Source organism: Cereibacter azotoformans, assembly GCF_021391315.1.
In the GTDB taxonomy this organism is placed as follows: Bacteria; Pseudomonadota; Alphaproteobacteria; order Rhodobacterales; family Rhodobacteraceae; genus Cereibacter_A; species Cereibacter_A azotoformans.
Genome location: NZ_CP090021.1, coordinates 2713126 through 2737147 on the forward strand (window position 1 = coordinate 2713126; position 24022 = coordinate 2737147).

The following is a 24022-nucleotide window of genomic DNA, read 5'->3' on the forward strand; positions in this document are numbered from 1 at the left end:
GAGCGACTCCGGTTTCTCGTGGTCCCGATGATGGGGAGCGGGCCGGGGATAATCAATGTCGGAGCCCGATCCCGGCTCTTGTTATCGCCTATCAGGCGGCGGGTCATCTCCTGACAGGGGCCCGCTATTGCTCGGCAAGGGGCGCGGTGCCCAGCCTTGGGGACGCCGGCGGGAGGCCGGTTGCCTTCAGGAGGATGTCATGTTCCCGCTCAGATCCCGATCCGCGCCCCTCGTGGCCCTTGCGCTGGTGGCGCCGGTGCTCCTCCTGCCCGGCTGCTCCGAGGCGCAGCCAGCCGGCCGCACGCCTGTCGTGGTGGTGGACCGCCCCCTCGGCCTGCCTGCCGCGCCGCCGATCCGCCACAGGGCGCCGGACGGTTGGGGACGGCCCTATCCGCCGCCTCCGGTCTGCGGCAACGACCGCCGTCCCGGCATGCCCTGCGTCCGGGGCATCCAGCGCCCGCCGTCCGCATGGGAGCTGCCCGGAGCGTGCCTCTTCCGAAGCCGCGATGGCCGGGCGGCCTACGATGCCCGCTGCCTCTACCGGCATGGTTATCATGAATCATGACACCGCGCGCGCCCGAGGTACGACCAGAGACGCCCTTGCCGGAGCCCACCTCAGGACGGTGCAGTCGGGCAGCAAGACGATCCTGACTCGATGACCCAGGCTGCAGGGCCGACCTGCCCGGGGCAGCGCGCCTGGTTCGGCCTGAACACCGGCGAAGCGGTTGATACATCAGCGCAAGCGACCTCGCGGTCGTGGACTGCGGCATCCATCCGGGCCTCGAACGCGTGCTTGACCTCACGTCGGAGGGGCCGCTGGCGCTTGAGCATGGGCCAGAGAGACGGCTCGGTCCGCCCTGAACCTGTCGCATCCGGCTCTGTGGGGGTAAGACGTCAAGTATCCCGCCGAGCTTCTCTCACATCAGATCGACAGCAGGGCAAGGCAGGCCACGCGACCACTGTCAGTTCGGTGGCAGCTATGGCACATGACCCTTTCATGACCCATGCTATCCCATGAGGCGCCGCTTATGACCGATGAGCTAGATGACATCCATCCTATCCTCCAGGGCGCTCCACAGACCACGGAATTCCGAAAGTTGCGCAAACGCATCGTGCGCAACGTCCGCGAGGCCCTGGACCAATACGGCATGGTGGATGGGCGGGATGCACGCTGGCTCGTTTGCCTGTCCGGCGGGAAAGACAGCTTCACTCTCCTGGCCGCCCTCATCGAGTTGAAGTGGCGCGGGCTGTTGCCGGTGGAGCTGCTGGCCTGCAACCTCGATCAGGGCCAGCCCGGCTTCCCGGCGACGGTTCTGCCAGAATTTCTCACCCGAATGGGAATCCCCCACCGCATCGAGTACCAGGACACCTATTCCATCGTCGTGGACAAGATCCCGCAGGGACGCACCTATTGCTCGCTCTGCTCGCGGCTCCGGCGCGGCAACCTCTACCGCATCGCGCGCGAGGAAGGCTGCTCGGCCATTGTGCTCGGCCACCACCGCGACGACATCCTCGAGACCTTCTTCATGAACCTCTTCCACGGCGGGCGGCTGGCCACGATGCCGCCGAAGCTGGTCAACGAAGAGGGCGACCTGTTCGTCTACCGTCCGCTCGCCTTCGTCGCCGAGGCCGATTGCGAGCGGTTCGCCCGCTCGATGAACTATCCAATCATCCCCTGCGACCTCTGCGGTTCGCAGGACGGACTGCAGCGTCAGCAGGTAAAGCAGATCCTCGACGGCTGGGAGGCGCGTTCGCCGGGCAGGCGGCAGGTGATGTTCCGCGCGCTGATGAACGCGCGTCCCTCGCATCTTCTCGATCCGGGCCTGTTCGACTTTGCAGGACTCGCCACGGGAACGGCGTCGGGCAGAAACGGGGCGGAGCCGCCGCAGCTTCGGGGCGGGGATTAACCTCCCGCTGAGACTCGTCTCCTATGGTGCGCAGTCGGGGCCTCCGGCCCGCTGCCACGGAAGGGGAATGCAAATGCAGGTCATGGGCGGATCGTCCGCGGCGTTCGTCCGCATCGGAAACCTGCTCCGCCGGCCCGAGCTTCTTGCCTTCCTCCCCGCCCTGACGCTTCTGGCCTACTGGCTGGGGGGCGAGCGGTCCCTGGTGCTCATGGCCCTTGGCCTGCCGCTTCTTTACGCGGCAGGCGGCACGTTCCGCGACCGCGGCCCCTCCACGGGCGAGGGGCTGGCGCTGCGTCCGCATGTCGTCGCCGCCCTCGACCGTGTGCTGGGCGAACGCGCCGCAACCGGACGGACGACAGCCTGCCTCGTGCTGCAGTTCGACGGGATGGAGAAACTCCTCGACCGTCATGGGCGCGCCGTGCAGTCCGAGATGCTCGCCCGCAGCGCCGAGCGTCTCTGCAGCGCGCTTCGCGAAGGCGATGTGGTGGCCCGGCTCGAGGGCGGCGGGCTTGCCGTCGCGCTCTATCCCGTGCGGCGGCTGGATCTCGAGTCGCTGGTGCGGCTGGCAAGCCGGCTGCAGTCGGCACTGGCGGCGCCGATCAGCATCGACGGATCGCGGCTCTATGTGACCTGCTCGATCGGCTTTTCCCTGCCCGGGCAGACGGAGACCGCTTCGGGCAAGGCGCTGCTCGACGCCGCGCAGGTTGCGGCCGACGAAGCCGTGCGCAACGGCCCCGGTGCCGTGCGGGCCTTTGCACCGGGAATGGCCCGCAAGCGCGCGGACCGCGACGCCTTTCGGGAGGTGCTCGAAGCCGCGCTCGACGGCGGACAGATCCGGGCCTGGTTCCAGCCCCAGATCCGCGCGGTCGATGGCGGCATCGGCGGATTCGAGGTGCTGGCGCGCTGGCAGCACCCCGAGCGCGGACTGATCCTGCCGGGCGAGTTCCTTCCCGCCGTCGAGGAGGCGGGCCTGTCCGAGCGACTGGGCGAGGTCATGCTGTTTCAGGCCTTCTCGGCGCTTCGCCAGTGGGACCGCGACGACCTGCGGGTTCCGAGCGTGGCCGTGAACTTCTCCGCCTCCGAACTGCGCAATCCGCGGCTCGTCGAGCGGCTGAAGTGGGAGATCGACCGATTCGACCTGCTCCCGTCCCGGCTGTCGGTCGAGATCCTCGAGACCGTGGTGGCCGAGGGCGCGAGCGATGTGGTCGTTCACAACATCGCGGGCCTCGCGGCCCTGGGCTGCGGCATCGATCTCGACGATTTCGGAACCGGACACGCCTCGATCACCACCATCCGCCGCTTCGCCCTCCGCCGGCTCAAGATCGACCGAAGCTTCGTGACCCGGGCCGATTCCGACAGCAACCAGCGCACCATGCTCGCCGCGATCATTTCCATGGCCTCGCAACTCGGGCTGGAGACGCTGGCCGAAGGTGTGGAAACGCCCGGAGAACTGGCCACCCTCACCCGCCTCGGCTGCGGCCATCTGCAGGGCTACGGGATCGCGCGGCCCATGCCCCTCGCGGATGCAACCGGCTGGCTGGCCGCCCGGAAGGAGCTATTCCGTCCCGGTGCGCGGGCCGGATCGTGAGGTTTCGGCTGCGCGCAGCCGCTCCGGGGCGAGGCGATCCACCGCGGCCGGGAGGGGAAAACTGCTTGACCTTTGCAGCCCCCTTCTGTTGAACGACCGCACCCCTGAACAGGAACCGCGTGTCTTTCATGGACGATCAGAACAAGAACCTCATCCTGGCGACCGGACTCAGCTTCCTCGTGATCATGGTCTGGTTCTTCCTGTTCCCGCCTCCCGAGGCGGTGACGCAGGACGAGCCCGCCACTGTCGCGACGCAGGAAACGGCGCTGGCTCCTTCGGCCACTCCGGATGCGCCCATGACCGCGGTGCCGCCCGACGCAGAACTGCCCGAGACGCCGCGTGTCGCGATCGACACGCCCCGGCTGCAGGGCTCGATCTCGATGCTGGGCGGGCGGATCGACGATCTCTCGCTCAAGTCGTACCACGAGACGCTGGACCCCGGCTCGCAGATCGTCCGCCTGCTCTCGCCGGTGGGCGAACCGAATGCCTACTATGCGCTCTACGGCTGGACCCCGGCCGGTGCGCTCGACTATGAGGATGTGCCCGGCGCCAACACGACCTGGACCCAGGTCGGCGGCGCGACCCTCGGCGTGGACCAGCCGGTCACGCTGGAATGGGACAATGGCCAGGGCCTCGTCTTCACGCGGACGATCTCGGTCGATGACCACTACATGTTCACCATCTCGCAGACGGTCGAGAACCGGACGGGCGAGGCTGTCCGCCTCGCGCCCTACGGGATCGTGGCGCGCCATGGCAAGCCTCTGAACCTGCAGAACTTCTTCGTGCTGCACGAGGGTGCGGTGGGCCGCGCCGACGGCGAGCTGACCGAGACCAATTACGACGACATCGCCGAGCTGCCGCAGGTTGCGCGCGAAGGGGCGCTGGCCGAGGTGGTCGAGGCGCAGCAGGACGGCTGGATCGGCTTCACCGACAAGTACTGGATGACGACACTGATCCCGCAGCAGGGCCAGCCCTTCAGCAGCGTGACCAAATACGTCCCGGGCGCAGACATCTACCAGGCCGAGACCCGTGAGCAGCTCGTCACCGTGGCACCCGGCGGCACGGCGGAAGTCAGCTCGCGCCTCTTTGCCGGCGCCAAGGAATGGGAAGCCATCCGCGCCTACCAGAACGAAGGCGCGATCGAGCCGACCGAGGGCGCCGAGCCGATCCCGGGCTTCATCGACTCGATCGACTGGGGCTGGTTCTTCTTCCTGACCAAGCCGATCTTTGCGGTGCTGCACTGGCTGAACCAGATGATCGGCAACATGGGTCTGGCCATCATCGCCCTGACCTTCCTGCTCAAGGCGCTCGTCCTGCCGCTGGCCTACAAGTCCTACGTCTCGATGGCGCGGATGAAGGAGCTGCAGCCCGAGCTCGAGGCGCTCCGCGAGCGCGCGGGCGAGGACAAGATGCTCATGCAGCGCGAGATGATGCGGCTCTACAAGGAAAAGCAGGTCAACCCCGCCGCGGGCTGCCTGCCGATCCTGATCCAGATCCCGATCTTCTTCTCGCTCTACAAGGTGATCTTCGTCACGATCGAACTGCGCCACGCCCCCTTCTTCGGCTGGCTCACGGACCTCTCGGCGCCCGACCCGTCCTCGATCTTCAACTTCTTCGGACTGGCCCCCTGGGCGGCACCGACGCCCGGCTCGACCATGGCGCTGATCTTCATCGGGATCCTGCCGATCCTGCTCGGCATCTCGATGTGGCTTCAGCAGAAGCTAAATCCGGCACCCACCGACAAGGCGCAGGCGATGATCTTCGCCTGGATGCCCTGGGTGTTCATGTTCATGCTCGGCCACTTCGCCTCGGGCCTGGTGCTCTACTGGATCGTCAACAACGTGATCACCTTCTCGCAGCAGTATGTGATCATGCGCAGCCACGGCCACCACCCGGACCTGTTCGGCAACATCAAGGCCGGTTTCAGCCGCAAGTCGGCCGCGCAGGGCGCCGGCAAGGCTGCGAACGACAGCCGTCCGCCTGCGGCGAAGAAGCGGAAACCATGACGGCGCGGCTTCGCCACATCTGCCGTCACCCGATCAAGGCCCACGGACGCGAGGAACTCGCGTCCGTTCTGCTTTCGCCGGGTGCCTGCCTGCCGTGGGACCGTCACTGGGCGGTCGCGCACGAGGCGGCGCGGCTGTCCGACGGATGGTCGGCCTGCCAGAACTTCACCCGCGGCGCGAAGGCGCCCGGTCTGATGGCCATCACCGCCGCGCTGGATGAGGCCACGGCCACCGTCCGGCTCTCGCACCCTGACCTCGGCCCCTTCGCCTTCCGGCCCGACGATCCGCAGGAGACGCCCGGCTTCCTCAACTGGGTGGCCCCGCTGATGCCCGAAGGCCGCCCTCGGCCCGCGCGTGTCGTCTCGGCCGACCGAGGCATGACCGACAGCGCCTTTCCCTCGATCTCGATCCTCTCGCTCTCGAGCCTGGAAGAGCTGTCCGCCCGGATGGGCCAGCCCCTGTCGATCCATCGCTGGCGCGGCAATCTGTGGGTCGAGGGATGGAAGCCCTGGACCGAGTTCGACCTGATCGGGCGCGAGATCCGCGTGGGCGCCGCCCTCCTGCGCATCGAGGAGCGGATCACCCGCTGCCGCGCCACCATGGCCGACCCCGAGACCGGCATGGTCGATGCCGACACGCTCGGCGCGCTTCAGGCCCACTACGGCCACCGCGACTTCGGCATCTACGCAACCGTCCTTGAGGGCGGCCCCCTGACCATCGGCGACGAGGTGAGATCGTGACGTCCCTGCCTTTCCCCCTCACCCCCGAGCCCGACGAGGCGAGCCGCGAGGCGGGCCGGCTGCTCTTCGCGGGCGCCTGCGACTTCGTCAAGGGCGTGACCACGATGGAGGCCCTGCCGCCCGCCGACCGGATCGAGGTCTGCTTCGCGGGCCGCTCGAACGTCGGCAAGTCGAGCCTGATCAACGCTCTGACCGGACGCAAGGCGCTGGCGCGCGCCTCCAACACGCCGGGCCGGACGCAGGAGATCAACTATTTCGCACTCGGGCCCAGCCGCTACCTCGTGGACCTTCCGGGATACGGCTATGCCGAGGCCCCGAAGCCGATCGTCGAACGCTGGCAGCGGCTGCTCAAGGGCTACCTCGCCGGCCGCCAGACGCTGCGTCGCGCCTTCGTCCTGATCGACACGCGCCACGGGATCAAATCCGTCGATGAAGAGATCCTGAACCTTCTCGACCGCTCGGCCGTGACCTTCCAGGTGGTGATGACCAAGGCCGACAAGGTCAGCCAGGCCGAACGCGAGGCGGTGCTCGGGCAGGTGCGGGGCGCGCTGAAGAAGCACCCCGCCGCCTACCCGGAGCTGGTGATGACCAGTTCCGAAAAGGGCCTCGGGATCGAGACGCTGCGGACGATCATCGCCACGCTGACCTGATGCTCAGACGTGCTGGGCGCCGTTGACCTCGATCTCGGCGCCCGAGATGTAGCTCGACTGGTCCGAGCAGAGGAACCAGATCAGGTCCGCCACCTCGCTCGGCTGGCCGAGCCGCTGGAGCGGCAGCTTCTCGACGATCTTGTCGGTTCCGGGCGAAAGGATCGACGTCTCGACCTCGCCCGGTGCGATGGCGTTGACCCGCACACCGAGCGGGCCGAAATCATGCGCCATCTCGCGCGTCAGCGCCGCAAGCGCCGCCTTCGAGGTGGCGTAGGCCGCTCCCGCGAACGGATGCACCCGGCTGCCCGCGATCGAGGTCACGTTGACGATCGACCCCTTGCCGGCTGTCAACTCGGCCTGCAGCCCACGCGCGAGCACGACACAGGCGAAGAAGTTGACGTGGAACACCTGCCCCCAGGTGCGCAGGTCGGTGGTGATCGTGCTCAGCCGCTCGCCCTTCGGCCCCTTGGGCGAAACGCCCGCGTTGTTCACCAGCGCATGAAGCTTGCCGTCGATCTTGCCCTTGATCGCCTCGATCGCCGCAATGGTCATCTCGGGGCTCGCGAGATCGACCTGGATATGGTTCTCCTCGCCCCCCGGCCAGGGGCAGCGCGGATCGAACGGCTGGCGCGAGCAGGTCAGCACACGCCATCCCTCGCGCGAGAATCGCTTCACTGTCGCATGTCCGATGCCTCGGCTGGCGCCGGTCAGCACCATCGTCTTCTGTTCGCCCATCGCCCGGTCCCCTTTTCGGCGAAGCTACGCGAGCGGGGCGCTTTTGCAAGGCGCCGCCGCTTGGCAGTGTCGCGCAAAGCCGTTACCACGTCCGCAATCCCCACAACCGCCCGAGGATGAGGCATCCGCCATGACGCGAGACCCTGTCGCCACCGCCCGCACCCTGTCGGAGGCCCTGCCCTATCTGCAACGCTACGCGGGCGCCGTCGTGGTGGTGAAGTTCGGCGGCAACGCCATGGGCGACGAGGCCGCGATGGCCGAGTTCGCGCGCGACATCGTGCTGATGCGGCAGGTGGGGGTGAACCCGGTCGTCGTTCACGGCGGAGGGCCCATGATCAACGAGCTTCTGGGCAAGCTCGGCATCAAGTCGGAGTTCGTGCGCGGCAAGCGGGTCACCGACAAGGCCACCGTCGAGGTGGTCGAGATGGTGCTCTCGGGCCTCGTGAACAAGCGGATCGTGCAGGCGATCAACGACCAGGGCGGGCGCGCCGTGGGCATCTCGGGCAAGGACGACGATCTGATGGTCTGCGTGGCCGACGACCCCGAGCTGGGCTTCGTGGGCAAGCCGGTCGAGATGAACGTGCAGGTCCTGCGCGATCTCTACAATGCCGGGATCATTCCGGTGGTGGCGCCCGTGGCCACCGGCATGGCCGACAACGAGACCTTCAACGTCAACGGAGACACGGCGGCGGGCGCCATCGCGGGCGCGCTCCAGGCCGACCGGCTGCTCCTTCTGACCGATGTGGCCGGCGTGAAGGACGCAAGCGGACAGGTGCTGAGCCAGCTCACCCCCAGCCAGGTCCGCGAGATGGTGGCGACCGGCACGATTTCGGGCGGCATGATCCCCAAGACCGAGACCGCCCTCGCGGCCCTCGACGCGGGCGTGCGCGCGGTGGTGATCCTCGACGGGCGCATCCCCAACGCCTGCCTGATCGAGATCTTCACCGACGAAGGCGCGGGCACGATCATCCGCTCGACCGAGCCGCGGATCAAGCCGCGCATCCGCTGATGCTGGCGCGGATCGAGGCGCGGGCCGCCGACCATGCCCTCGCGATCCTGGGCGGATTTGCCGCAGAGCCCGGCGACGGCCTGCCCGAGGGCACCGGAAGCCTGATCCTCCTCGGCCCGCGCGAGCCGGGCTTCTGGGGCTACATGACCGCACAGCCCGAGTGGCGGGACGGCCTCCCCGACCCGATGGACCGCTGGTCGGCCCGCACGATCACCGCCCTGGCCGCCGAGTTCGGCGCGACCGCACTTTTTCCCTTCGGCGGGCCGCCCTGGTGGCCCTTTTACGCCTGGGCCCTGCGCACCGGGCGCGCCTTCGCCTCGCCGGTGCGGCTGATCGTCCATGACGAGGCCGGGCTCTTCTTCTCCTGCCGCGGTGCGCTCGCGCTTCGTGAACGGCTGCAGCCCGTGGCCGGGATCTCTCCTTGCGCCCGTTGCGCCAGCCAGCCCTGCCTTTCGGCCTGCCCCGTGGGGGCGCTCGGCGCCGAGGGCTACGACGTGCCGGCCTGCCACGCCTTCCTCGACCGTCCCGAGGGCGCCCCGTGCCTCGAGCACGGCTGCGCGGTTCGCCGCGCTTGCCCCCGCTCGCAAGCCCATGCAAGGATGGAGGCGCAATCCGCCTACCACATGAGGCAGTTCCACCGATGACCAAGCGCCTGATCCTGATCCGCCACGCGAAATCGGCCTGGGACGATCCACTGATCCCGGACCACGACCGTCCGCTCAATCCCAGGGGCGAGGGCGCGGCGCGCGACCTCGGCCAGTGGCTTGCCTCCCGCGGCTATCTGCCGGGCGAGGTGCTCTGCTCGGACGCGCTGCGCACCCGCGCCACATGGGACGGCATCGCCCCCTTCCTGCCGAGCGCTCCCGCGCCGGTTCTGAAACCCGCGCTCTACCATGCCGGCTCGGACGTCATGCTCGCCGTCCTGCGCCACGCGACCGCCGACACGGTCTGCATACTCGGCCACAATCCCGGCATCGCGGAATTCGCCCACCGGCTGGTCAAGCATCCGCCTCTCAGCACCGAGTTCCAGAAATATCCGACCGGCGCCACGCTCGTGGCCGACTTCGGCGACATCGCCTGGGCCGACGCCGGCTACGGCATGGCCGAGCCCGCCGATTTCGTCGTGCCGCGCGAACTGGTAGGCTGAGCGCGCGCGCGCCCCGCCCGTTCACTCTGTCCAAATATCCTCGGGGGAGCCGCCCCGCAGGGGCGGCCGGGGGCAGACAGCCCCCGAGCCACGCCAGAAACCGGCGCGCCGCCAAGCCGGCCGGAGACCTCTTCTACCAGCGCCCCAGCGCCGCCTCATCCGCGTCCTTCGCCGCCACCCAGTCGGCGCCGTCGGCGGTCACTTCCTTCTTCCAGAAGGGGGCACGCGACTTGAGGTAATCCATCAGGAACTCGGCCGCCGCGAAAGCCTCTGCCCGGTGGGCCGCGGCCGTGGCCACCATCATGATCGGCTCGCCCGGCCCGAGGCGCCCGTATCGGTGGATCACCAGGGCATCGACCAGCCGCCACCGCTCCACCGCCTCCGAGGCGATGGCCGCGATCGCCCGCTCGGTCATGCCGGGATAATGCTCGATCTCCATCGCCTGCAAGCGGCCTGACAGGTCGCGCACGAGGCCCGTGAAGGTCACCACGGCCCCGGCGCCTCCGGCGGCCGCGGAAAAGGCCGCGGCCTCGGCGCCGAAGTCGAACGGCGCGCCCTGGACAAGCACCCGCACCTCAGCCGCCCGTCATGGGCGGGAAGAAGGCCACCTCACGCACCCCGGCCAGGGGGGCGTCGAAATCCGCAAGCTCCTGATCGAGAGCCACGCGCAGGCTCGAGAGATCGGCAAAGGCCAGCGCATAGCGGTCCTCGCGCGCGCGCAGCTCTTCGACCAGATCGGCCACGGTGGCGGCCTCGGTCGCCAGCCGCTCGCGCGGCAGCCCGATCCGCTCGCGGACCCAGGCGAAATAGAGCAGGTCGATCATTTCTCGTCCTTCAGGTAGGGCAGCGCCTTCCTGAAATAGTCCCATCCGGTGACAAAAGTAAGGGCTGCCGCCAGCCAGATCAGCCCGAGCCCCACCCAGGTCGCGTAAGACGAGCAGCCGTGCATCCCGCAGCTGCGGATCGGATCGGCCAGTCCCGCGCTGACCGCCTGGGCATATTGCTCCCAGGTCATGCCGCGGCGGGCGATGCCCTCGAGATGCTCAAGCCCCGTCCCGAGGAACAGGATCGCGATGGCCACCATCTGCGCCGTCGTCTTCCACTTGGCGAGGTTCGTCACCTTGAGAAGGCTCGCCTTCGCGCCGAGAAACTCGCGCAGGCCCGACACGAAGACCTCGCGGAAGAGAATCACGGTGACGGGCAGGATCAGCCAGGGGTTCATGCCGGAATAGCCGGTGATGATCACCAGCGCGATGACCACCATCGCCTTGTCGGCGATCGGATCGAGCATGGCGCCGAACTTCGATTCCTGCTTCCAGAGCCGGGCGAGGTAGCCGTCGAAGAAATCGGTCACCGCCGCCAGGATGAAGAGGGCCAGCGCGAACCAGTCGGCCCAGGGCCTATGGAAATAGAGGAACATCACCGCCACGCCGGGCGCGGCCAGCAGGCGCAGAACGGTAAGGATATTCGGGATCGACCAGTTCATGCCGCAGGTCTAGCCATTCGCCGCCGCCGGGGGAAGAGGCTTGGGCAGCGGCGCCCCGCCTCATGTGTCCCCGAAAGCGCCTCAGGCCCCATGAAAATGGTCGTGGATGGTCTGGGCAAGGGTCTCCGAGATGCCCTCGACCGCGCAGAGATCGGGCAGCCCGGCCCGAGAAACCGCCTTGGCCGAGCCGAAATGCGCCAGCAGCGCGCGTTTCCGCGCCGCGCCCACGCCGGGGATCTCGTCGAGCGGTGTCGCGCTGACCGCCTTGGCCCGCTTGGCCCGGTGGGCGCCGATCGCCCAACGGTGCGCCTCGTCGCGCAGGCGCTGGACGAAATACAGGACCGGATCGTTCATCCGCAACGCGAAGGGCGGCTCGCCGGGGCGGTGGAACTCTTCCTTGCCGGCGTCGCGGTCGATGCCCTTGGCCACGCCGATGAAGGGGATGTCATCCACGCCCAGCTCCTGCAGGATCTCCTGCACGGCCGAGACCTGCCCCGCGCCGCCGTCGATCAGCAGAAGGTCGGGCCAGGCGTCGGACTTGCGATCGGGGTCTTCCTTCAGCAGGCGTTCGAACCGGCGGGTCAGCACCTCCTTCATCATGCCGAAGTCGTCGCCCTGCGCGCCGGCCGCGCCGCGGATGTTGAACTTGCGATACTGGCTTTTGAGGAAGCCCTCGGGTCCGGCCACGATCATGCCGCCGACGGCGTGGGTGCCCTGGATGTGCGAGTTGTCATAGACCTCGATCCGGCACGGCGGGGCATCGAGATCGAAGGCCTCGGCCAGCCCCGCCAGCAGCTTGTTCTGCGTGGCGCTCTCGGCCATGCGTCGCGCGAGGCTTTCGCGCGCGTTGCGGGCGGCATTCTCGACCAGTTCGGCCTTCTCGCCCCGCTGCGGCACGCCCAGCGTCACCTTGCGCCCGGCGCGCTGCGACAGAAGCTGCGCCACCAGGTCGGGGTTGTCCACCGGATGCGACAGCAGGATCATCCGCGGCGGCTCCTTGTCGTCGTAGAACTGCGCGAGGAAGGCCTCGAGGATCTCGGGCTCTTCCGCCCCCGCGCCGGTGCGGGGGTAGAAGTCGCGGTTGCCCCAGCTCTGGTTGGCGCGGATGAAGAAGACCTGAACGCAGGCCAGCCCGCCCTCCAGATGAACGGCGATCACGTCGGCCTCGGCCACGCCCCGCGGGTTGATCCCCTGCGAGGACTGCACCTGGGTCAGCGCCTTGATCCGGTCGCGCAGCGCCGCCGCCCGCTCGAACTCCATCGCCTCGGAGGCCGCGCGCATCTGTTCGGCGAGGTTGGCCTGCACCTTCGTCGTCCGCCCCTGCAGAAACCGTTCGGCGTCGCCGATCATTCCGGCATAGTCCTCGGGCGTGATCCGGCCCACGCAGGGCGCAGAGCAGCGCTTGATCTGGTAGAGCAGGCAGGGCCGCGTGCGGCTGTCGAAGGTCGCGTCCGAGCAGGTGCGCAGCAGGAACACCCGCTGAAGCTGGTTCAATGTCCGGTTGACGGCCCCGGCGCTTGCGAACGGGCCGAAGTAGCTGCCCTTCTCGGACTTCTTGCCCCGGTGCTTCTTCAGCATCGGAAAGGCATGGTCCTTGGCGATCAGGATGTTCGGAAAGCTCTTGTCGTCGCGCAACAGCACGTTGTAGCGCGGCTTGAGCTGCTTGATGAGGTTCTGCTCGAGGAGGAGCGCCTCGGTCTCCGTCCTCGTTGTGAGGAACATCATGCTCGCGGTCTCGCGGATCATCCGGGCGATCCGGCCCGAATGCCCTGACGGACGGGCATAGTTCGACACTCTCGCCCGAAGGTTGCGGGCCTTGCCCACATAGAGCACCTGGCTCTGCGCATCGAGCATCCGGTAGACGCCGGGCGAACCGTCCAGCGTCCGCAGGTAGCCGTGGATCACCGCATGTCCGGTCGGCACGGTGCGGCCTTCCGTATCGTCATCCTGCACGTCCGACTCCGTCCTTGTAACGCGTTCACGATTCCTGCCGACCGCTGCAACGATAGCGACCCGGCCACAAGAGAAAAGCTGTCCACCGTTTCTGTGGATAAGTCTGAGGGAAACCTACGCGGAGCGCGTATTTTCCCTTGTCTCATGGCAGTTTCGTCCATTTGCGCAAAAATTGTGCGGTATCTCAAGACTCTGATACAACGCGATAATTTTTATCTCGTCATTCCAAAGTCATGAAAGCTCAAGGATTTTCACATGCTCGATACATGAAAATTCATAAAGTGGACAACTTCCAAGAGAGCGCCTGGTCACCCGGGCCGCAAGCCTCCTTCGGACCGAGGTGTTGACCGGCATCAATGCAGATCATCTGGCCTGTCACGGCAGGGGCATCGATGAGAAATCCAAGCGCCGCGGTAATATCCGACGGATTCGCCCCCCGCCCGAGAACGGTGCCCGCGCGCTCGGCCGCGAAGTCCGCGGCGGTCTGGTGGGCGCCCTGAAGCGTGGGCCCCGGGCCGATGCCGTTGACCCGAACACGGGGCGCCAGCTCCTGCGCGGCAAGGCGGGTGAGCGTCCAGAGCCCGACCTTCGCTAGCGTGTAGGTTGCGAAGTCGGGCGTCGGATGCAGCACGCGCTGGTCGATCATGTTGACAACCAGAGCCCGCGAAAGAGGCTCATCTTGAGAATCCCTCACCGGATCGGGGGCCTGCGCCGCAAATTGCTGGATCAGCACGAAGGGCGCCCGCAGGTTCGACTCCATGTGCCGGTCCCAGCTCTCGCGGGTGGCGCCCTCGATCGTGTCGCGCTCGAAGATCGAGGCGTTGTTGATCAGCAGGTCGAGCGGCCCGCCCAGCGCCTCGGCCGCCCGCGGAACGAGGCTGGCCGTCTGGGCCTCGACCAGAAGATCGGCCTGCAGGCAGGCCCCCCGTCGGCCCTGCGCCCGGATCTCGCGCACGACCTCTTCCGCCTCGTCGGCCGATCCCGAGTAATGCACCGCAACATCATGGCCGCGCGCCGCGAGCCAGAGTGCCATCTCGCGCCCGAGCCGTCGGGCGGCGCCCGTCACCAGCGCCCGCATCAGCCCCGGCCCTTCCGGCAGGAACACTCCGCCTTGCCCAGGATGTAGCGCCCGCAATGGCCGCAGATCGTGGGCGGCGCGACACGGGCGCTCCTCCGGCCGATCCGGGGAAAGCGGAAGCGGCCGATCAGCGCGACGGCCGCCATCCCGATCAGGAAGAGGGTGACGATCTTGACCAGCATCAGAGACCGTATCGCGCCCAGAGGCTTCGGTCCTCGATCTCGGACAGGACATGCCCGAAGAGGTTCATCCCCAGCCGCTGCAGCAGCGGTCGCCGCTGGCCATAGGGCACGAGCCGCACCTTCTCGCCGTAAATCTCCTGCATCTTGGGCACGAGATGGGCCACGCCATCGGCCAGACCCAGCCGCACCGCCTCCTGGCCCGTCCAGATGTCGGCGTTGAAGAGATCCGCCGACTCGTCAAGCCGAGCCCCGCGGTTGCGCTTCACATGGTCGATGAAGGCGCGGTGAATCGGCTCCTGCAGGGCCTTCAGCCGCTCGATATCCTCGGACTTTTCGGGCAGGAACGGATCGGCCAGCGACTTGGAGCGCCCCGCCGTGTGCACGCGCCGCTCGATCCCGTTCCGCGTCATGAAGTCGTGGAAGCCGAAGCTGGCGAAGATCACCCCGATCGAGCCGACGATCGAGCTTTCGTCCACCCAGATGTCGTCGCCCGCACAGGCCAGCCAGTAGCCGCCCGAGGCCGCCACATCCTCGACAAAGGCATGAACGCGCACCTCATGCTCTTCGGCCAGTCGGCGGATGCGGGCGGCAATGAGGCTCGACTGCACCGGCGAGCCGCCGGGCGAGTTGATGACCAGCGCCACGCCTGCCGGCTTGCCCCGCCGGAAGGCCTTCTCGATCAAGGAGGCAAGGCCCTGATCGGACAGGCCGCCGCGCGCGCCGGTCGCAATCACGCCCTGAAGCCGGATCACCGGGACAACCGGGTCCTTCCTGATGAACGGTATATACTGTTTCATCCGCCCGATGTAGGCCGAGGCCCGGCGCGGAACAAGAAGAGAGCCGCCGCACTTCCGGCAAAACTTGCCGGCGGATCGGCCGGACGGCGATCCGAGGAGCGAGGCCGGGGGGAAGAGCGCGTGATCGACAAGCTGGAGATGTTCATCGCCCTCGCGCGTGAGCGGCACTTCGGGCGCGCGGCCGAGGCCTGCCGGGTCACGCAGCCCACGCTGTCCTCGGCGATCCGTCAGCTCGAGGACCAGCTGGGGGTGCAACTGGTCTTTCGCGGCTCGCGCTTTCAGGGCCTGACGCCCGAAGGGGCGCGGGTGCTGGACTGGGCGCGCCGGATCGTGGGGGACGTGCGGGCCTTGCGCGACGAGATGCGCGCGGTGCGGTCGGGCCTGTCGGGCAACCTGCGGATCGGCGTGATCCCGACCGCCGTGCCGATGGTCGCCGACCTCACCGCGCCCTTCCTCGAGCGCCATCCCGGAGTGCATGTCCGCATCCTGTCGCGCACCTCGTCCGAGATCCTTTCGGGGATCGAGAGCCTCGAGTTCGATGCGGGCATCACCTATCTCGACAATGAGCCGCTCGGCCGGGTCACGCAGATCCCGCTCTATGCCGAGAGCTACCGCCTCGTCTGCACCCCCGACTTCCCGCTGCCTCCGGGCGACAGCATCGGCTGGGACGATGTCGCGCGCCTGCCGCTCTGCCTGCTGACCGCCGACATGCAGAACCGGCGCATCGTGAACCAGCATCTCGCGGGCCCCGGCGCTCCGGCCACACCGTCGGTCGAGTCGAACTCGCCCCTCGCGCTGATCTCTCATGTGATGACCGGCCGCTGGGCCAGCATCCTTCCGAAACAGCTGGCCGACCTCTTCGCCGCCGACGGGCGGCTGCGGGCCACGCCCATCGCGCAGCCCGAGGTCGAGCATCAGGTCGGCCTCATCGCGCCCCACCGCGAGCCGCACACACCGATCCTGGCCGCGCTGATCGACGCCGCCCGCCGACTGGCCGGGGATTGATAGACGGCATCAATGGATCCACGGATCCTTGATATTGATGTGTCTATCAGGCTGCGTATTTTTGTCGCTCATCCAGGGAGGGGAGGGGCCGCATGCGTCTGGCCGAAGCGGAGTTTTGCGCGCGCGTCGATGAAATTCTCGATGCGCACGAGGGGTTGGAGGGTCCGCTCCTGCCGATCCTCCATGCCGTGCAGGAGGCGTTCGGCCATGTCCCGCTCGAATCGCTGCCCCGGATTGCCGAGCGGCTGAACCTCTCGCGCGCGGAAGTGCATGGGGTGATGAGCTTCTATCACGATTTTCGCACCCGTCCGCACGGCCGGCATGTCCTCAAGCTGTGCCGGGCCGAGGCGTGTCAGTCCATGGGCGCCGACCGGCTGGCCGAGGCGACGCAGACGCGGCTGGGCATCGGCTGGCACCAGACGACGGCCGACGGCGGCGTGACGCTCGAGCCCGTCTTCTGCCTCGGCCTCTGCGCCTGCGCACCGGCCGCGCTGGTCGATGGGCGCGTCGTGGGACGGGTGGATGATGCCCGGCTCGACCGGATCCTCGAGGAGGTGCGGGCATGAGGATCTACGTCCCCCGCGATGCGGCGGCAAAGGCGGTGGGCGCTGACGCGGTCGCAGCGGCCATCGAGGCCGAAGCCGGGCGGCGCGGCCTGCCGCTCACGCTGGTGCGCAACGGGTCGCGCGGGATGGTCTGGCTCGAGCCACTGGTCGAGATCCAGACCGAGGCCGGGCGCATGGCCTTCGGGCCTGTCACCCCGGAGGACGTGCCCGCCCTGTTCGATGCGGACTGGAAACGGCATCCGCTGGCGCTCGGCCCGACCGAGGAACTGCCCTGGCTGATGATGCAGACCCGCCTGACCTTCGCGCGCTGCGGGATCACCGATCCGCTCTGCCTCGAGGAGTATGAGGCGCACGGCGGCTTCGAGGGGCTCCACCGCGCCATCGGCATGAGCCGCGCCGAGATCCTGCAGGAGGTGATCGAGTCAGGGCTCCGCGGGCGGGGCGGCGCGGGCTTTCCCACCGGCATCAAGTGGAAGACCGTTTCCGAGGCGCAGGCGGATCAGAAGTACATCGTCTGCAACGCGGACGAGGGCGACAGCGGCACCTTCGCCGACCGGATGATCATGGAGGGCGACCCCTTCACCCTGATCGAGGGCATGACCATTGCGGGCCTCGCCACCGGCGCCACGCGCGGCTATGTCTACATGCGGTCGGAATATCCCGATGCGGTCGAGGTGATGATCGAGGCCGTCCGCATCGCCCGCGGCCACGGGCTGCTCGGTCCCTCGGTCATGGGCTCGGGGCGCGCCTTCGACATGGAGATCCGCGTCGGCGCGGGGGCCTATGTCTGCGGCGAAGAGACGTCGCTTCTGAACTCGCTCGAGGGCAAGCGCGGCGTGGTGCGCGCCAAGCCGCCGCTTCCGGCGCTCGAGGGCTTCCTCGGCAAGCCGACGGTGGTCAACAACGTGATCTCGCTCGCCTCGATCCCGGTGATCTTCCAGAAGGGCGCGGCCTACTACCGCGACTTCGGCCTCGGCCGGTCGCGCGGCACGATCCCGCTGCAGATCGCGGGCAATGTGAAGCGCGGCGGCCTGTTCGAGATCGCCTTCGGCATGAGCCTCGGCCAGATCGTCGATGACATCGCGGGCGGCACCGCCTCGGGGCGGCCGGTCAAGGCGGTGCAGGTCGGCGGGCCGCTGGGGGCCTATTTCCCGCGCGCCCTCTTCGACACGCCCTTCTGCTACGAGGAGTTCGCGGGCGCCGAGGGCCTTGTGGGGCACGCCGGCATCGTCGTCTTCGACGATACGGCCGACATGCTGAAGCAGGCGCGCTTCGCCATGGAGTTCTGCGCCATCGAGAGCTGCGGGAAATGCACGCCCTGCCGCATCGGCGCGGTGCGCGGCATGGAGACGGTGGACCGGATCGCCCGCGGCGACGCGGCGGCGATCCCGCTTCTCACGGATCTGTGCGCCACGATGAAATCGGGATCGCTTTGCGCCCTGGGCGGTTTCACCCCTTATCCGGTCATGAGCGCCCTCACCCACTTCCCGGACGATTTCGCCCCGATGAAGGAGGCAGCCGAATGAAAGACTTCATCCTTCCCGACGACCGTGACTTCGGCACACCCGCCTCGCGCGCGACCGAGACCGTGACGCTCGAGATCGACGGCTTTCCGGTGACGGTGCCTGCGGGCACCTCGGTGATGCGGGCCGCGGCCGAGGCGGGCATCTCGGTGCCGAAGCTCTGCGCGACCGACAGCCTCGACGCCTTCGGCTCCTGCCGGCTGTGTCTCGTCGAGATCGAGGGCCGCGCGGGCACGCCCGCCTCCTGCACCACGCCCGTCACGCCGGGCATGAAGGTGCGCACCCAGACCCCCAAGCTGAAGCAGCTCCGCCGCGGCGTGATGGAGCTTTACATCTCCGACCATCCGCTCGACTGCCTGACCTGCGCCGCCAACGGCGATTGCGAGTTGCAGGACATGGCGGGCGCGGTGGGTCTGCGCGACGTGCGCTACGAGGCGGTGGAAAACCACTTCACCCCGCGCAACGCCGGCGGCGACCTGAACCCGCAGTGGATGGCCAAGGACGAGTCGAACCCCTATTTCACCTACGACCCGTCGAAATGCATCGTCTGCTCGCGCTGCGTGCGGGCCTGCGAGGAGGTGCAGGGCACCTTCGCGCTGACGATCGAGGGCCGCGGCTTCGACAGCCGCGTGTCGGCCGGCATGGCGAGCGACAGTTTCCTCACCTCCGACTGCGTGAGCTGCGGCGCCTGCGTGCAGGCCTGCCCGACCGCCACCCTGCAGGAGAAGTCGGTGATCGAGATCGGCACGCCCGAGCGCGCGGTCGTGACCACCTGCGCCTATTGCGGTGTCGGCTGCTCGTTCAAGGCCGAGATGCGGGGGGACGAGCTGGTTCGGATGGTCCCCTACAAGGGCGGCAAGGCCAACCACGGCCACTCCTGCGTCAAGGGCCGTTTCGCCTACGGCTATGCGGCGCACAAGGACCGGATCCTGAAGCCGATGGTGCGCGAGTCGATCCACGACCCGTGGCAGGAGGTGAGCTGGGACGAGGCCTTGGGCTTTGCCGCGCGTCGCCTGACCGCGATCCAGCAGAAGCACGGCCGCCAGTCGGTCGGCGTCATCACCTCGTCGCGCTGCACGAACGAGGAGACCTACCTCGTCCAGAAGCTGACCCGTGCGGTCTTCCGCAACAACAACACCGACACCTGCGCCCGCGTCTGCCATTCGCCCACCGGCTACGGGCTTGGCCAGACCTTCGGCACCTCGGCCGGCACGCAGGACTTCGATTCCGTCGAGGCCTCGGATGTGGTGATGGTGATCGGGGCAAACCCGACCGACGGCCACCCGGTCTTCGCAAGCCGACTGAAGAAGCGGCTGCGTCAGGGCGCAAAGCTGATCGTCATCGACCCGCGGCGCATTGATCTCGTCAGGAGCCCGCATGCCGCCGCGGCCCATCACCTCGCGCTGAGACCGGGCACCAACGTGGCCGTGGTCACGGCGCTCGCCCATGTGATCGTGACCGAGGGGCTGGCGGATGACACATTCATCCGCGAACGCTGCGACTGGGACGAGTTCCAGGATTTTGCCGAGTTCGCCGCCGATCCCCGCCATTCGCCCGAAGCGGTCGAGGCGCTGACGGGCGTGCCCGCGGCCGAGCTGCGCGCCGCCGCCCGCCTCTATGCCACCGGCGGCAACGCCGCGATCTACTACGGGCTGGGCGTGACCGAGCACAGCCAGGGCTCGACCACCGTCATCGGCATCGCGAACCTTGCCATGCTCACCGGCAACATCGGGCGGCCGGGCGTGGGCGTCAACCCGCTCCGCGGGCAGAACAACGTGCAGGGCTCCTGCGACATGGGCTCGTTCCCGCACGAACTGCCGGGCTACCGCCATGTGAAGAGCGACGCCGCGCGCGAGGTGTTCGAGCGGCTCTGGGGCGTCGAGATCGACCCCGAGCCGGGCCTGCGCATCCCCAACATGCTCGATGCCGCGGTCGAGGGCACCTTCAAGGGTCTCTATTGCCAGGGCGAGGACATCCTGCAATCGGACCCCGACACCCGCCATGTCGCGGCGGGCCTTGCGGCGATGGAATGCGTGATCGTCCATGACCTCTTCCTGAACGAGACCGCCAACTACGCCCATGTCTTCCTGCCGGGTTCGTCCTTCCTGGAAAAGGACGGCACCTTCACCAACGCCGAGCGGCGCATCAACCGCGTGCGCAAGGTCATGGCGCCGAAGAACGGCTTCGCCGACTGGGAAGTGACGCAGATGCTGGCCAACGCGCTCGGCGCGGGCTGGGGCTACACGCACCCGAGCCAGATCATGGACGAGATCGCGGCCACCACGCCCTCCTTCGCCGGGGTCTCCTACGAGCGGCTGGAAGAGGCGGGCTCGATCCAGTGGCCCTGCGACGAAGAGCACCCGCTGGGCACGCCTCTCATGCATGTCGAAGGTTTCGTGCGCGGGCGCGGACGGTTCATCCGCACCGAATATGTGGCGACGGATGAACGGACCGGCCCGCGTTTCCCGCTGCTGCTGACCACGGGGCGGATCCTCTCGCAATACAACGTGGGGGCCCAGACGCGGCGGACGGCGAACAGCATCTGGCACCCCGAGGACGTGCTGGAGATCCATCCCCACGACGCCGAGGTGCGGGGGGTCAAGGACGAGGACTGGGTGCGGCTTGCCTCGCGCGCGGGCGAGACGACGCTGCGCGCGAAACTCACCGATCGGGTCTCTCCGGGCGTGGTCTATACGACCTTCCACCACCCCGCGACGCAGGCCAACGTCATCACGACCGACTTTTCGGACTGGGCGACCAACTGCCCCGAATACAAGGTGACGGCGGTGCAGGTCTCGCCCTCGAACGGTCCCTCGGACTGGCAGGAGGATTACCGCCTGCAGTCCGAACTGGCCCGCCGCATCCTGCCGGCGGCCGAATGACCGCGACGCGCCAGATCCTGCCGCGGCTCGCCCTTTCGCCGGGGCGGGCCGAGCCGGGCGCCCGCTGCCTGCCCGAAGAGGTGGCGGTCGCGCTCAGCTTCAACGGCACGACGCAGGCGGTGATGATGGCCAGCCCCGCCGACCTTGAGGACTTCGCCACAGGCTTCGCACTGACCGAAGGTTTCGCTCGGCCGGAGGAGATCGAGAGCCTCACCCCGGTCGAGACGCCGCGGGGGATCGACCTGCAGATCTGGCTCACGGCCGAGGCCGAGGCGCGCCTCGCCGCGCGCCGCCGCCGGATGGCGGGCCCGGTCGGCTGTGGCCTCTGCGGCATCGACAGCCTCGAAGAGGCGCTGCGACCGCCGCCCCCGGTGGCGAGCTCTGTCCGCCTCGGCGCGCGGGATTGCCTGTCCGCCGTGGGCGGGCTTGTCGATCACCAGCCGCTCCATGACGCGACGCGCGCGGTTCACGCGGCGGGGTTCTGGATGTCCGGACAAGGGCTGGTCGCCGTGCGCGAGGACGTGGGCCGGCACAATGCGCTCGACAAGCTGGCCGGGGCGCTGCTTCGGCAGGGCGTCGCCGCCGGGCGCGGAGCCGTCGTCCTGACGTCCCGGGTGTCGATCGACATGGTGCAGAAATGCGCCCGCCTCGGGGCGCCGGTTCTGATCGCCGTCTCGGCCCCGACGGCGCACGCGGTGCGGATGGCCGAGGACGCCGGCCTCACTCTCGTGGCCATGGCCCGCGGCGACCGCTGCGAGGTCTTCACCCATCCCCAGCGCATCACCCCCGACGAGGCCGCCCATGTCGCCTGACAAGCTGATCTACATGGCGAACCAGATCGCCACCTTCTTCGCGTCCCGGCCGCGCGCGGAAGCCGTCGCAGGCACCGCGGCCCACATCAACGATTTCTGGGAGCCGCGGATGCGCCGGCAATTGCTGGCGCTGATCGACGAGGGGCGGGCTGGCCTGCATCCCCTGGTGCTCGAGGCCGCGCAGGAGATCCGGCGACCGGCGGAAGTCTGACACCGGGCGCCTCAGTTGGCCGCGCCGCCCTCGGCGCGCAGGTAGGGCTGCCGCGCGGTGGGGCGCATCACGGCGATGCCGAGGAACAGCAGGGCCCCGAGCGTTCCCCCCATCATGTGCAGAAGCAACGCCGCGGGGATCGAGTAGCCCTGCCAAAGCCCCCAGACGGCGAGACTCAGGCCCGTGACGAGGCTGGAGAAGACGATTCCGAAGGCCATCGGCAAATCCTCTGCTGCTTTGATCCTATGGCTGAAGCTGAGGGGTGATCTGCGCAAATTGGCGGAAGGTTTGCGGCGCAATCGTGGCAATCGCACCGCTTTCGGATGATTCGGCAGACGGCGCTTCCCGCAGCGTCACTCGGCCGCGGGACTAGGCAGAGGTCTGGGCGCGGCCTATTCAGGGATCATTCTTCCGCCGGTTTTCCAGCAATGCGCCTTGGTTATCTCGTCAATACCTATCCCCGCGCCTCCTACAGCTTCATCCGCCGCGAGATCCGCGCGCTGGAGAGGGCGGGCCACCGCATCCACCGCTTCGCCGTGCGCAGCGAACGTACAGCCTTGGCGGATCCGGCCGATTTCGTTGAGGACGACGCCACCGAACATCTGCTGCGCGAGCCGCCCCTTCGCCTCCTCCTCTCGGCCCTGGGCTGGCTGGTCCGGCACCCGCGGGACGGCTGGGGCGGGATGCGGCTGGCAGCGCGCTGCGGCTCGCAGGGCGGCCGGCTCCGGTATGCCGTGTTTCTCTTTTTCGCGGCCCATCTTGCCCAGCGGGCCCGGATGCTCGGCATCACCCATGTCCACGCCCATTTCGGCGGCGCCGCCGCCAGCATCGCCATGCTGTGCGAGGCGCTTGGCGGACCCCGCTTCAGCTTCACCGTTCACGGTCCCGACGAGTTCGACTCCCCCGTTGCCCTCAACCTGACGATCAAGATGCAACGCGCGGCCTTCACGGTGGCCATCAGCTCCTATGGGCGCAGCCAGCTCTACAGGTGGGCCGAGCCGGCCGACTGGCGGCGCATCCATGTCGTCCATTGCGGGATCGAGCCCGAAGCCTTCCCCGAGAGCCTGCCCCTGCCCGCCACCGGGCCGCGCCTCGTCGCGGTCGGCCGGATCACCGAGCAGAAGGGCTTCGCGCTCCTGATCGAGGCCATTGCACTGGCCGCTCCGCAACTTCCCGACCTGCATCTCACGCTGGTGGGAGACGGTCCCCTGCGCGGCCGGATCGAGGCGATGATCGCCGAGCGGGGGCTTGCGCGCCGTGTCACCCTCACCGGCTGGACCGACGAGAGCCGGGTCCGTCAAGAGCTGGCCGCGGCGCAGGCGCTGATCCTGCCCTCCTTTGCCGAGGGCTTGCCGATGGTCGTGATGGAGGCGATGGCCGCCGGTCGTCCGGTGATCGGCACGATGGTCGCCGGCATCCCCGAGCTGGTTCTGCCCGAGGAGACGGGTCATCTCGTGCCGGCCGGAGATGCGACGGCGCTCGCCCGTGCGATCAAGCGCCTCGCCGAGACGCCGCTCGATATTCTGGCCGAGATGGGCCGCCTCGCGCGCCTCCGCGTGCTGGAGCGGCACGACATCAACCGCGAGGCCGCGAGGCTGGCGCAGTTGATCTCCGTCACGCAACAAGCGGTACATGTCGCCGATGGGCTCTGATGACGGCAACGGTTCCGAGGACGGCGATCGTGTTCCGTAGGTGGTGGACATTGAAGGCGTCATCCCGAAGCGAACGCACAATCCGCCCGACCG

The 24022-nt window shown here is 68.3% G+C and carries 25 protein-coding genes; 16 read left to right on the forward strand and 9 right to left on the reverse strand.

Going from position 1 to position 24022, the window contains the following annotated elements; genetic code table 11:
* Positions 1–199: 199 nt before the first annotated feature.
* From LV780_RS13585 to yihA, 6 genes are all read left to right on the forward strand, one after another.
* Complete coding sequence (locus LV780_RS13585; protein ID WP_108221978.1) at positions 200–565, forward strand: hypothetical protein; 366 nt, start codon at positions 200–202, stop codon at positions 563–565.
* Between the two features lie 463 nt (positions 566–1028).
* Positions 1029–1907, forward strand: coding sequence for a tRNA 2-thiocytidine(32) synthetase TtcA (gene ttcA, locus LV780_RS13590; protein WP_101340241.1), 879 nt, complete (start codon positions 1029–1031; stop codon positions 1905–1907).
* 73 nt (positions 1908–1980) lie between these two features.
* Positions 1981–3495, forward strand: coding sequence for a putative bifunctional diguanylate cyclase/phosphodiesterase (locus tag LV780_RS13595; protein WP_108221980.1), 1515 nt, complete (start codon positions 1981–1983; stop codon positions 3493–3495).
* Between the two features lie 128 nt (positions 3496–3623).
* Complete coding sequence (gene yidC, locus LV780_RS13600) at positions 3624–5501, forward strand: membrane protein insertase YidC (RefSeq protein WP_044248405.1); 1878 nt, start codon at positions 3624–3626, stop codon at positions 5499–5501.
* The gene (locus LV780_RS13605) at positions 5498–6241 is read left to right on the forward strand and encodes an MOSC domain-containing protein (protein ID WP_108221982.1); all 744 of its coding nucleotides are present in this window, start codon (positions 5498–5500) and stop codon (positions 6239–6241) included. Before yidC ends, LV780_RS13605 begins: the two co-directional genes overlap by 4 nt.
* Entirely contained in the window at positions 6238–6891 is a 654-nt protein-coding gene (yihA, locus tag LV780_RS13610) for a ribosome biogenesis GTP-binding protein YihA/YsxC (RefSeq protein ID WP_011909812.1), read from the forward strand. The genes LV780_RS13605 and yihA overlap by 4 nt, the downstream gene beginning before the upstream one ends.
* A gap of 3 nt (positions 6892–6894) precedes the next feature.
* Here yihA and LV780_RS13615 read toward each other — a convergent pair whose 3' ends face one another.
* Positions 6895–7626, reverse strand: coding sequence for an SDR family oxidoreductase (locus tag LV780_RS13615; RefSeq protein ID WP_011909811.1), 732 nt, complete (start codon positions 7624–7626; stop codon positions 6895–6897).
* A 130-nt stretch (positions 7627–7756) separates the two neighbouring features.
* Here LV780_RS13615 and argB point away from each other — a divergent pair, with 130 nt between their 5' ends.
* Genes argB through LV780_RS13630 form a run of 3 tightly spaced genes read left to right on the forward strand, consistent with a single transcriptional unit; the run spans position 7757 to position 9782 of the window.
* Positions 7757–8635: an acetylglutamate kinase gene (argB, locus tag LV780_RS13620; protein ID WP_011909810.1), complete on the forward strand. Its 879-nt coding sequence runs from the start codon at positions 7757–7759 to the stop codon at positions 8633–8635.
* Positions 8635–9279: a ferredoxin gene (locus tag LV780_RS13625; RefSeq protein ID WP_108221984.1), complete on the forward strand. Its 645-nt coding sequence runs from the start codon at positions 8635–8637 to the stop codon at positions 9277–9279. Before argB ends, LV780_RS13625 begins: the two co-directional genes overlap by 1 nt.
* Complete coding sequence (locus LV780_RS13630; protein ID WP_011909808.1) at positions 9276–9782, forward strand: SixA phosphatase family protein; 507 nt, start codon at positions 9276–9278, stop codon at positions 9780–9782. The genes LV780_RS13625 and LV780_RS13630 overlap by 4 nt, the downstream gene beginning before the upstream one ends.
* 133 nt (positions 9783–9915) lie before the next feature.
* On the opposite strand, the gene LV780_RS13635 is transcribed toward LV780_RS13630, so the two are convergent.
* The 7 genes from LV780_RS13635 to LV780_RS13665 all read right to left on the reverse strand — a co-directional run bounded on the left by LV780_RS13635 (position 9916) and on the right by LV780_RS13665 (position 15278).
* Complete coding sequence (locus LV780_RS13635) at positions 9916–10356, reverse strand: molybdenum cofactor biosynthesis protein MoaE (RefSeq protein WP_101340235.1); 441 nt, start codon at positions 10354–10356, stop codon at positions 9916–9918.
* Position 10357: 1 nt separating this feature from the next.
* A complete protein-coding gene (gene moaD / locus LV780_RS13640; protein WP_108221986.1) occupies positions 10358–10606 on the reverse strand; it encodes a molybdopterin converting factor subunit 1 in 249 nt (82 codons plus the stop codon).
* Positions 10603–11268, reverse strand: a complete 666-nt coding sequence (gene pgsA, locus LV780_RS13645) for a CDP-diacylglycerol--glycerol-3-phosphate 3-phosphatidyltransferase (RefSeq protein WP_011909805.1) — start codon at positions 11266–11268, stop codon at positions 10603–10605. Before pgsA ends, moaD begins: the two co-directional genes overlap by 4 nt.
* An 81-nt stretch (positions 11269–11349) precedes the next feature.
* Complete coding sequence (gene uvrC, locus LV780_RS13650; RefSeq protein WP_108221988.1) at positions 11350–13221, reverse strand: excinuclease ABC subunit UvrC; 1872 nt, start codon at positions 13219–13221, stop codon at positions 11350–11352.
* A gap of 274 nt (positions 13222–13495) precedes the next feature.
* Positions 13496–14299 carry an SDR family oxidoreductase gene (locus tag LV780_RS13655; protein WP_101340233.1) on the reverse strand — a complete coding sequence of 268 codons (804 nt, stop codon included), beginning with the start codon at positions 14297–14299 and terminating at the stop codon, positions 13496–13498.
* A complete protein-coding gene (locus LV780_RS13660) occupies positions 14299–14481 on the reverse strand; it encodes a hypothetical protein (protein ID WP_101340232.1) in 183 nt (60 codons plus the stop codon). Before LV780_RS13660 ends, LV780_RS13655 begins: the two co-directional genes overlap by 1 nt.
* Entirely contained in the window at positions 14481–15278 is a 798-nt protein-coding gene (locus tag LV780_RS13665) for a S49 family peptidase (RefSeq protein ID WP_011909802.1), read from the reverse strand. Before LV780_RS13665 ends, LV780_RS13660 begins: the two co-directional genes overlap by 1 nt.
* A gap of 120 nt (positions 15279–15398) precedes the next feature.
* On the opposite strand from LV780_RS13665, the gene LV780_RS13670 reads away from it, so the two are divergent.
* The 6 genes from LV780_RS13670 to LV780_RS13695 all read left to right on the forward strand — a co-directional run bounded on the left by LV780_RS13670 (position 15399) and on the right by LV780_RS13695 (position 22277).
* Positions 15399–16283, forward strand: coding sequence for a LysR family transcriptional regulator (locus LV780_RS13670; protein WP_011909801.1), 885 nt, complete (start codon positions 15399–15401; stop codon positions 16281–16283).
* Between the two features lie 92 nt (positions 16284–16375).
* Positions 16376–16849, forward strand: a complete 474-nt coding sequence (locus LV780_RS13675; RefSeq protein WP_108221990.1) for a formate dehydrogenase subunit gamma — start codon at positions 16376–16378, stop codon at positions 16847–16849.
* Positions 16846–18375, forward strand: a complete 1530-nt coding sequence (locus tag LV780_RS13680) for a formate dehydrogenase beta subunit (RefSeq protein ID WP_011909799.1) — start codon at positions 16846–16848, stop codon at positions 18373–18375. The genes LV780_RS13675 and LV780_RS13680 overlap by 4 nt, the downstream gene beginning before the upstream one ends.
* Positions 18372–21254 carry a formate dehydrogenase subunit alpha gene (fdhF, locus tag LV780_RS13685; RefSeq protein WP_108221992.1) on the forward strand — a complete coding sequence of 961 codons (2883 nt, stop codon included), beginning with the start codon at positions 18372–18374 and terminating at the stop codon, positions 21252–21254. Before LV780_RS13680 ends, fdhF begins: the two co-directional genes overlap by 4 nt.
* Positions 21251–22066 carry a formate dehydrogenase accessory sulfurtransferase FdhD gene (gene fdhD, locus LV780_RS13690; RefSeq protein ID WP_108221994.1) on the forward strand — a complete coding sequence of 272 codons (816 nt, stop codon included), beginning with the start codon at positions 21251–21253 and terminating at the stop codon, positions 22064–22066. The genes fdhF and fdhD overlap by 4 nt, the downstream gene beginning before the upstream one ends.
* Positions 22056–22277, forward strand: a complete 222-nt coding sequence (locus LV780_RS13695; RefSeq protein WP_108221996.1) for a formate dehydrogenase subunit delta — start codon at positions 22056–22058, stop codon at positions 22275–22277. The genes fdhD and LV780_RS13695 overlap by 11 nt, the downstream gene beginning before the upstream one ends.
* Positions 22278–22288: 11 nt before the next feature.
* Here LV780_RS13695 and LV780_RS13700 read toward each other — a convergent pair whose 3' ends face one another.
* Complete coding sequence (locus LV780_RS13700; RefSeq protein WP_011909795.1) at positions 22289–22495, reverse strand: hypothetical protein; 207 nt, start codon at positions 22493–22495, stop codon at positions 22289–22291.
* A 210-nt stretch (positions 22496–22705) separates the two neighbouring features.
* Here LV780_RS13700 and LV780_RS13705 point away from each other — a divergent pair, with 210 nt between their 5' ends.
* Positions 22706–23929 carry a glycosyltransferase gene (locus tag LV780_RS13705; protein WP_108221998.1) on the forward strand — a complete coding sequence of 408 codons (1224 nt, stop codon included), beginning with the start codon at positions 22706–22708 and terminating at the stop codon, positions 23927–23929.
* The last annotated feature ends 93 nt before the right edge of the window (positions 23930–24022 follow it).

Excerpts from the sequence above, each read along its gene's own strand:
- LV780_RS13630 (WP_011909808.1), top strand. The coding sequence starts at position 9,276 with ATGACCAAGCGCCTGATCCTGATCCGCCACGCGAAATCGGCCTGGGAC.
- LV780_RS13695 (WP_108221996.1), top strand. The coding sequence starts at position 22,056 with ATGTCGCCTGACAAGCTGATCTACATGGCGAACCAGATCGCCACCTTC.
- LV780_RS13595 (WP_108221980.1), top strand. The coding sequence starts at position 1,981 with ATGCAGGTCATGGGCGGATCGTCCGCGGCGTTCGTCCGCATCGGAAAC.
- pgsA (WP_011909805.1), bottom strand. The coding sequence starts at position 11,268 with ATGAACTGGTCGATCCCGAATATCCTTACCGTTCTGCGCCTGCTGGCC.
- LV780_RS13665 (WP_011909802.1), bottom strand. The coding sequence starts at position 15,278 with ATGAAACAGTATATACCGTTCATCAGGAAGGACCCGGTTGTCCCGGTG.
- LV780_RS13615 (WP_011909811.1), bottom strand. The coding sequence starts at position 7,626 with ATGGGCGAACAGAAGACGATGGTGCTGACCGGCGCCAGCCGAGGCATC.
- ttcA (WP_101340241.1), top strand. The coding sequence starts at position 1,029 with ATGACCGATGAGCTAGATGACATCCATCCTATCCTCCAGGGCGCTCCA.
- argB (WP_011909810.1), top strand. The coding sequence starts at position 7,757 with ATGACGCGAGACCCTGTCGCCACCGCCCGCACCCTGTCGGAGGCCCTG.
- LV780_RS13705 (WP_108221998.1), top strand. The coding sequence starts at position 22,706 with ATGCGCCTTGGTTATCTCGTCAATACCTATCCCCGCGCCTCCTACAGC.
- fdhF (WP_108221992.1), top strand. The coding sequence starts at position 18,372 with ATGAAAGACTTCATCCTTCCCGACGACCGTGACTTCGGCACACCCGCC.
- LV780_RS13625 (WP_108221984.1), top strand. The coding sequence starts at position 8,635 with ATGCTGGCGCGGATCGAGGCGCGGGCCGCCGACCATGCCCTCGCGATC.
- LV780_RS13675 (WP_108221990.1), top strand. The coding sequence starts at position 16,376 with ATGCGTCTGGCCGAAGCGGAGTTTTGCGCGCGCGTCGATGAAATTCTC.
- LV780_RS13655 (WP_101340233.1), bottom strand. The coding sequence starts at position 14,299 with ATGCGGGCGCTGGTGACGGGCGCCGCCCGACGGCTCGGGCGCGAGATG.
- moaD (WP_108221986.1), bottom strand. The coding sequence starts at position 10,606 with ATGATCGACCTGCTCTATTTCGCCTGGGTCCGCGAGCGGATCGGGCTG.
- LV780_RS13605 (WP_108221982.1), top strand. The coding sequence starts at position 5,498 with ATGACGGCGCGGCTTCGCCACATCTGCCGTCACCCGATCAAGGCCCAC.
- LV780_RS13585 (WP_108221978.1), top strand. The coding sequence starts at position 200 with ATGTTCCCGCTCAGATCCCGATCCGCGCCCCTCGTGGCCCTTGCGCTG.
- yidC (WP_044248405.1), top strand. The coding sequence starts at position 3,624 with ATGGACGATCAGAACAAGAACCTCATCCTGGCGACCGGACTCAGCTTC.
- LV780_RS13700 (WP_011909795.1), bottom strand. The coding sequence starts at position 22,495 with ATGGCCTTCGGAATCGTCTTCTCCAGCCTCGTCACGGGCCTGAGTCTC.
- fdhD (WP_108221994.1), top strand. The coding sequence starts at position 21,251 with ATGACCGCGACGCGCCAGATCCTGCCGCGGCTCGCCCTTTCGCCGGGG.
- LV780_RS13660 (WP_101340232.1), bottom strand. The coding sequence starts at position 14,481 with ATGCTGGTCAAGATCGTCACCCTCTTCCTGATCGGGATGGCGGCCGTC.
- LV780_RS13680 (WP_011909799.1), top strand. The coding sequence starts at position 16,846 with ATGAGGATCTACGTCCCCCGCGATGCGGCGGCAAAGGCGGTGGGCGCT.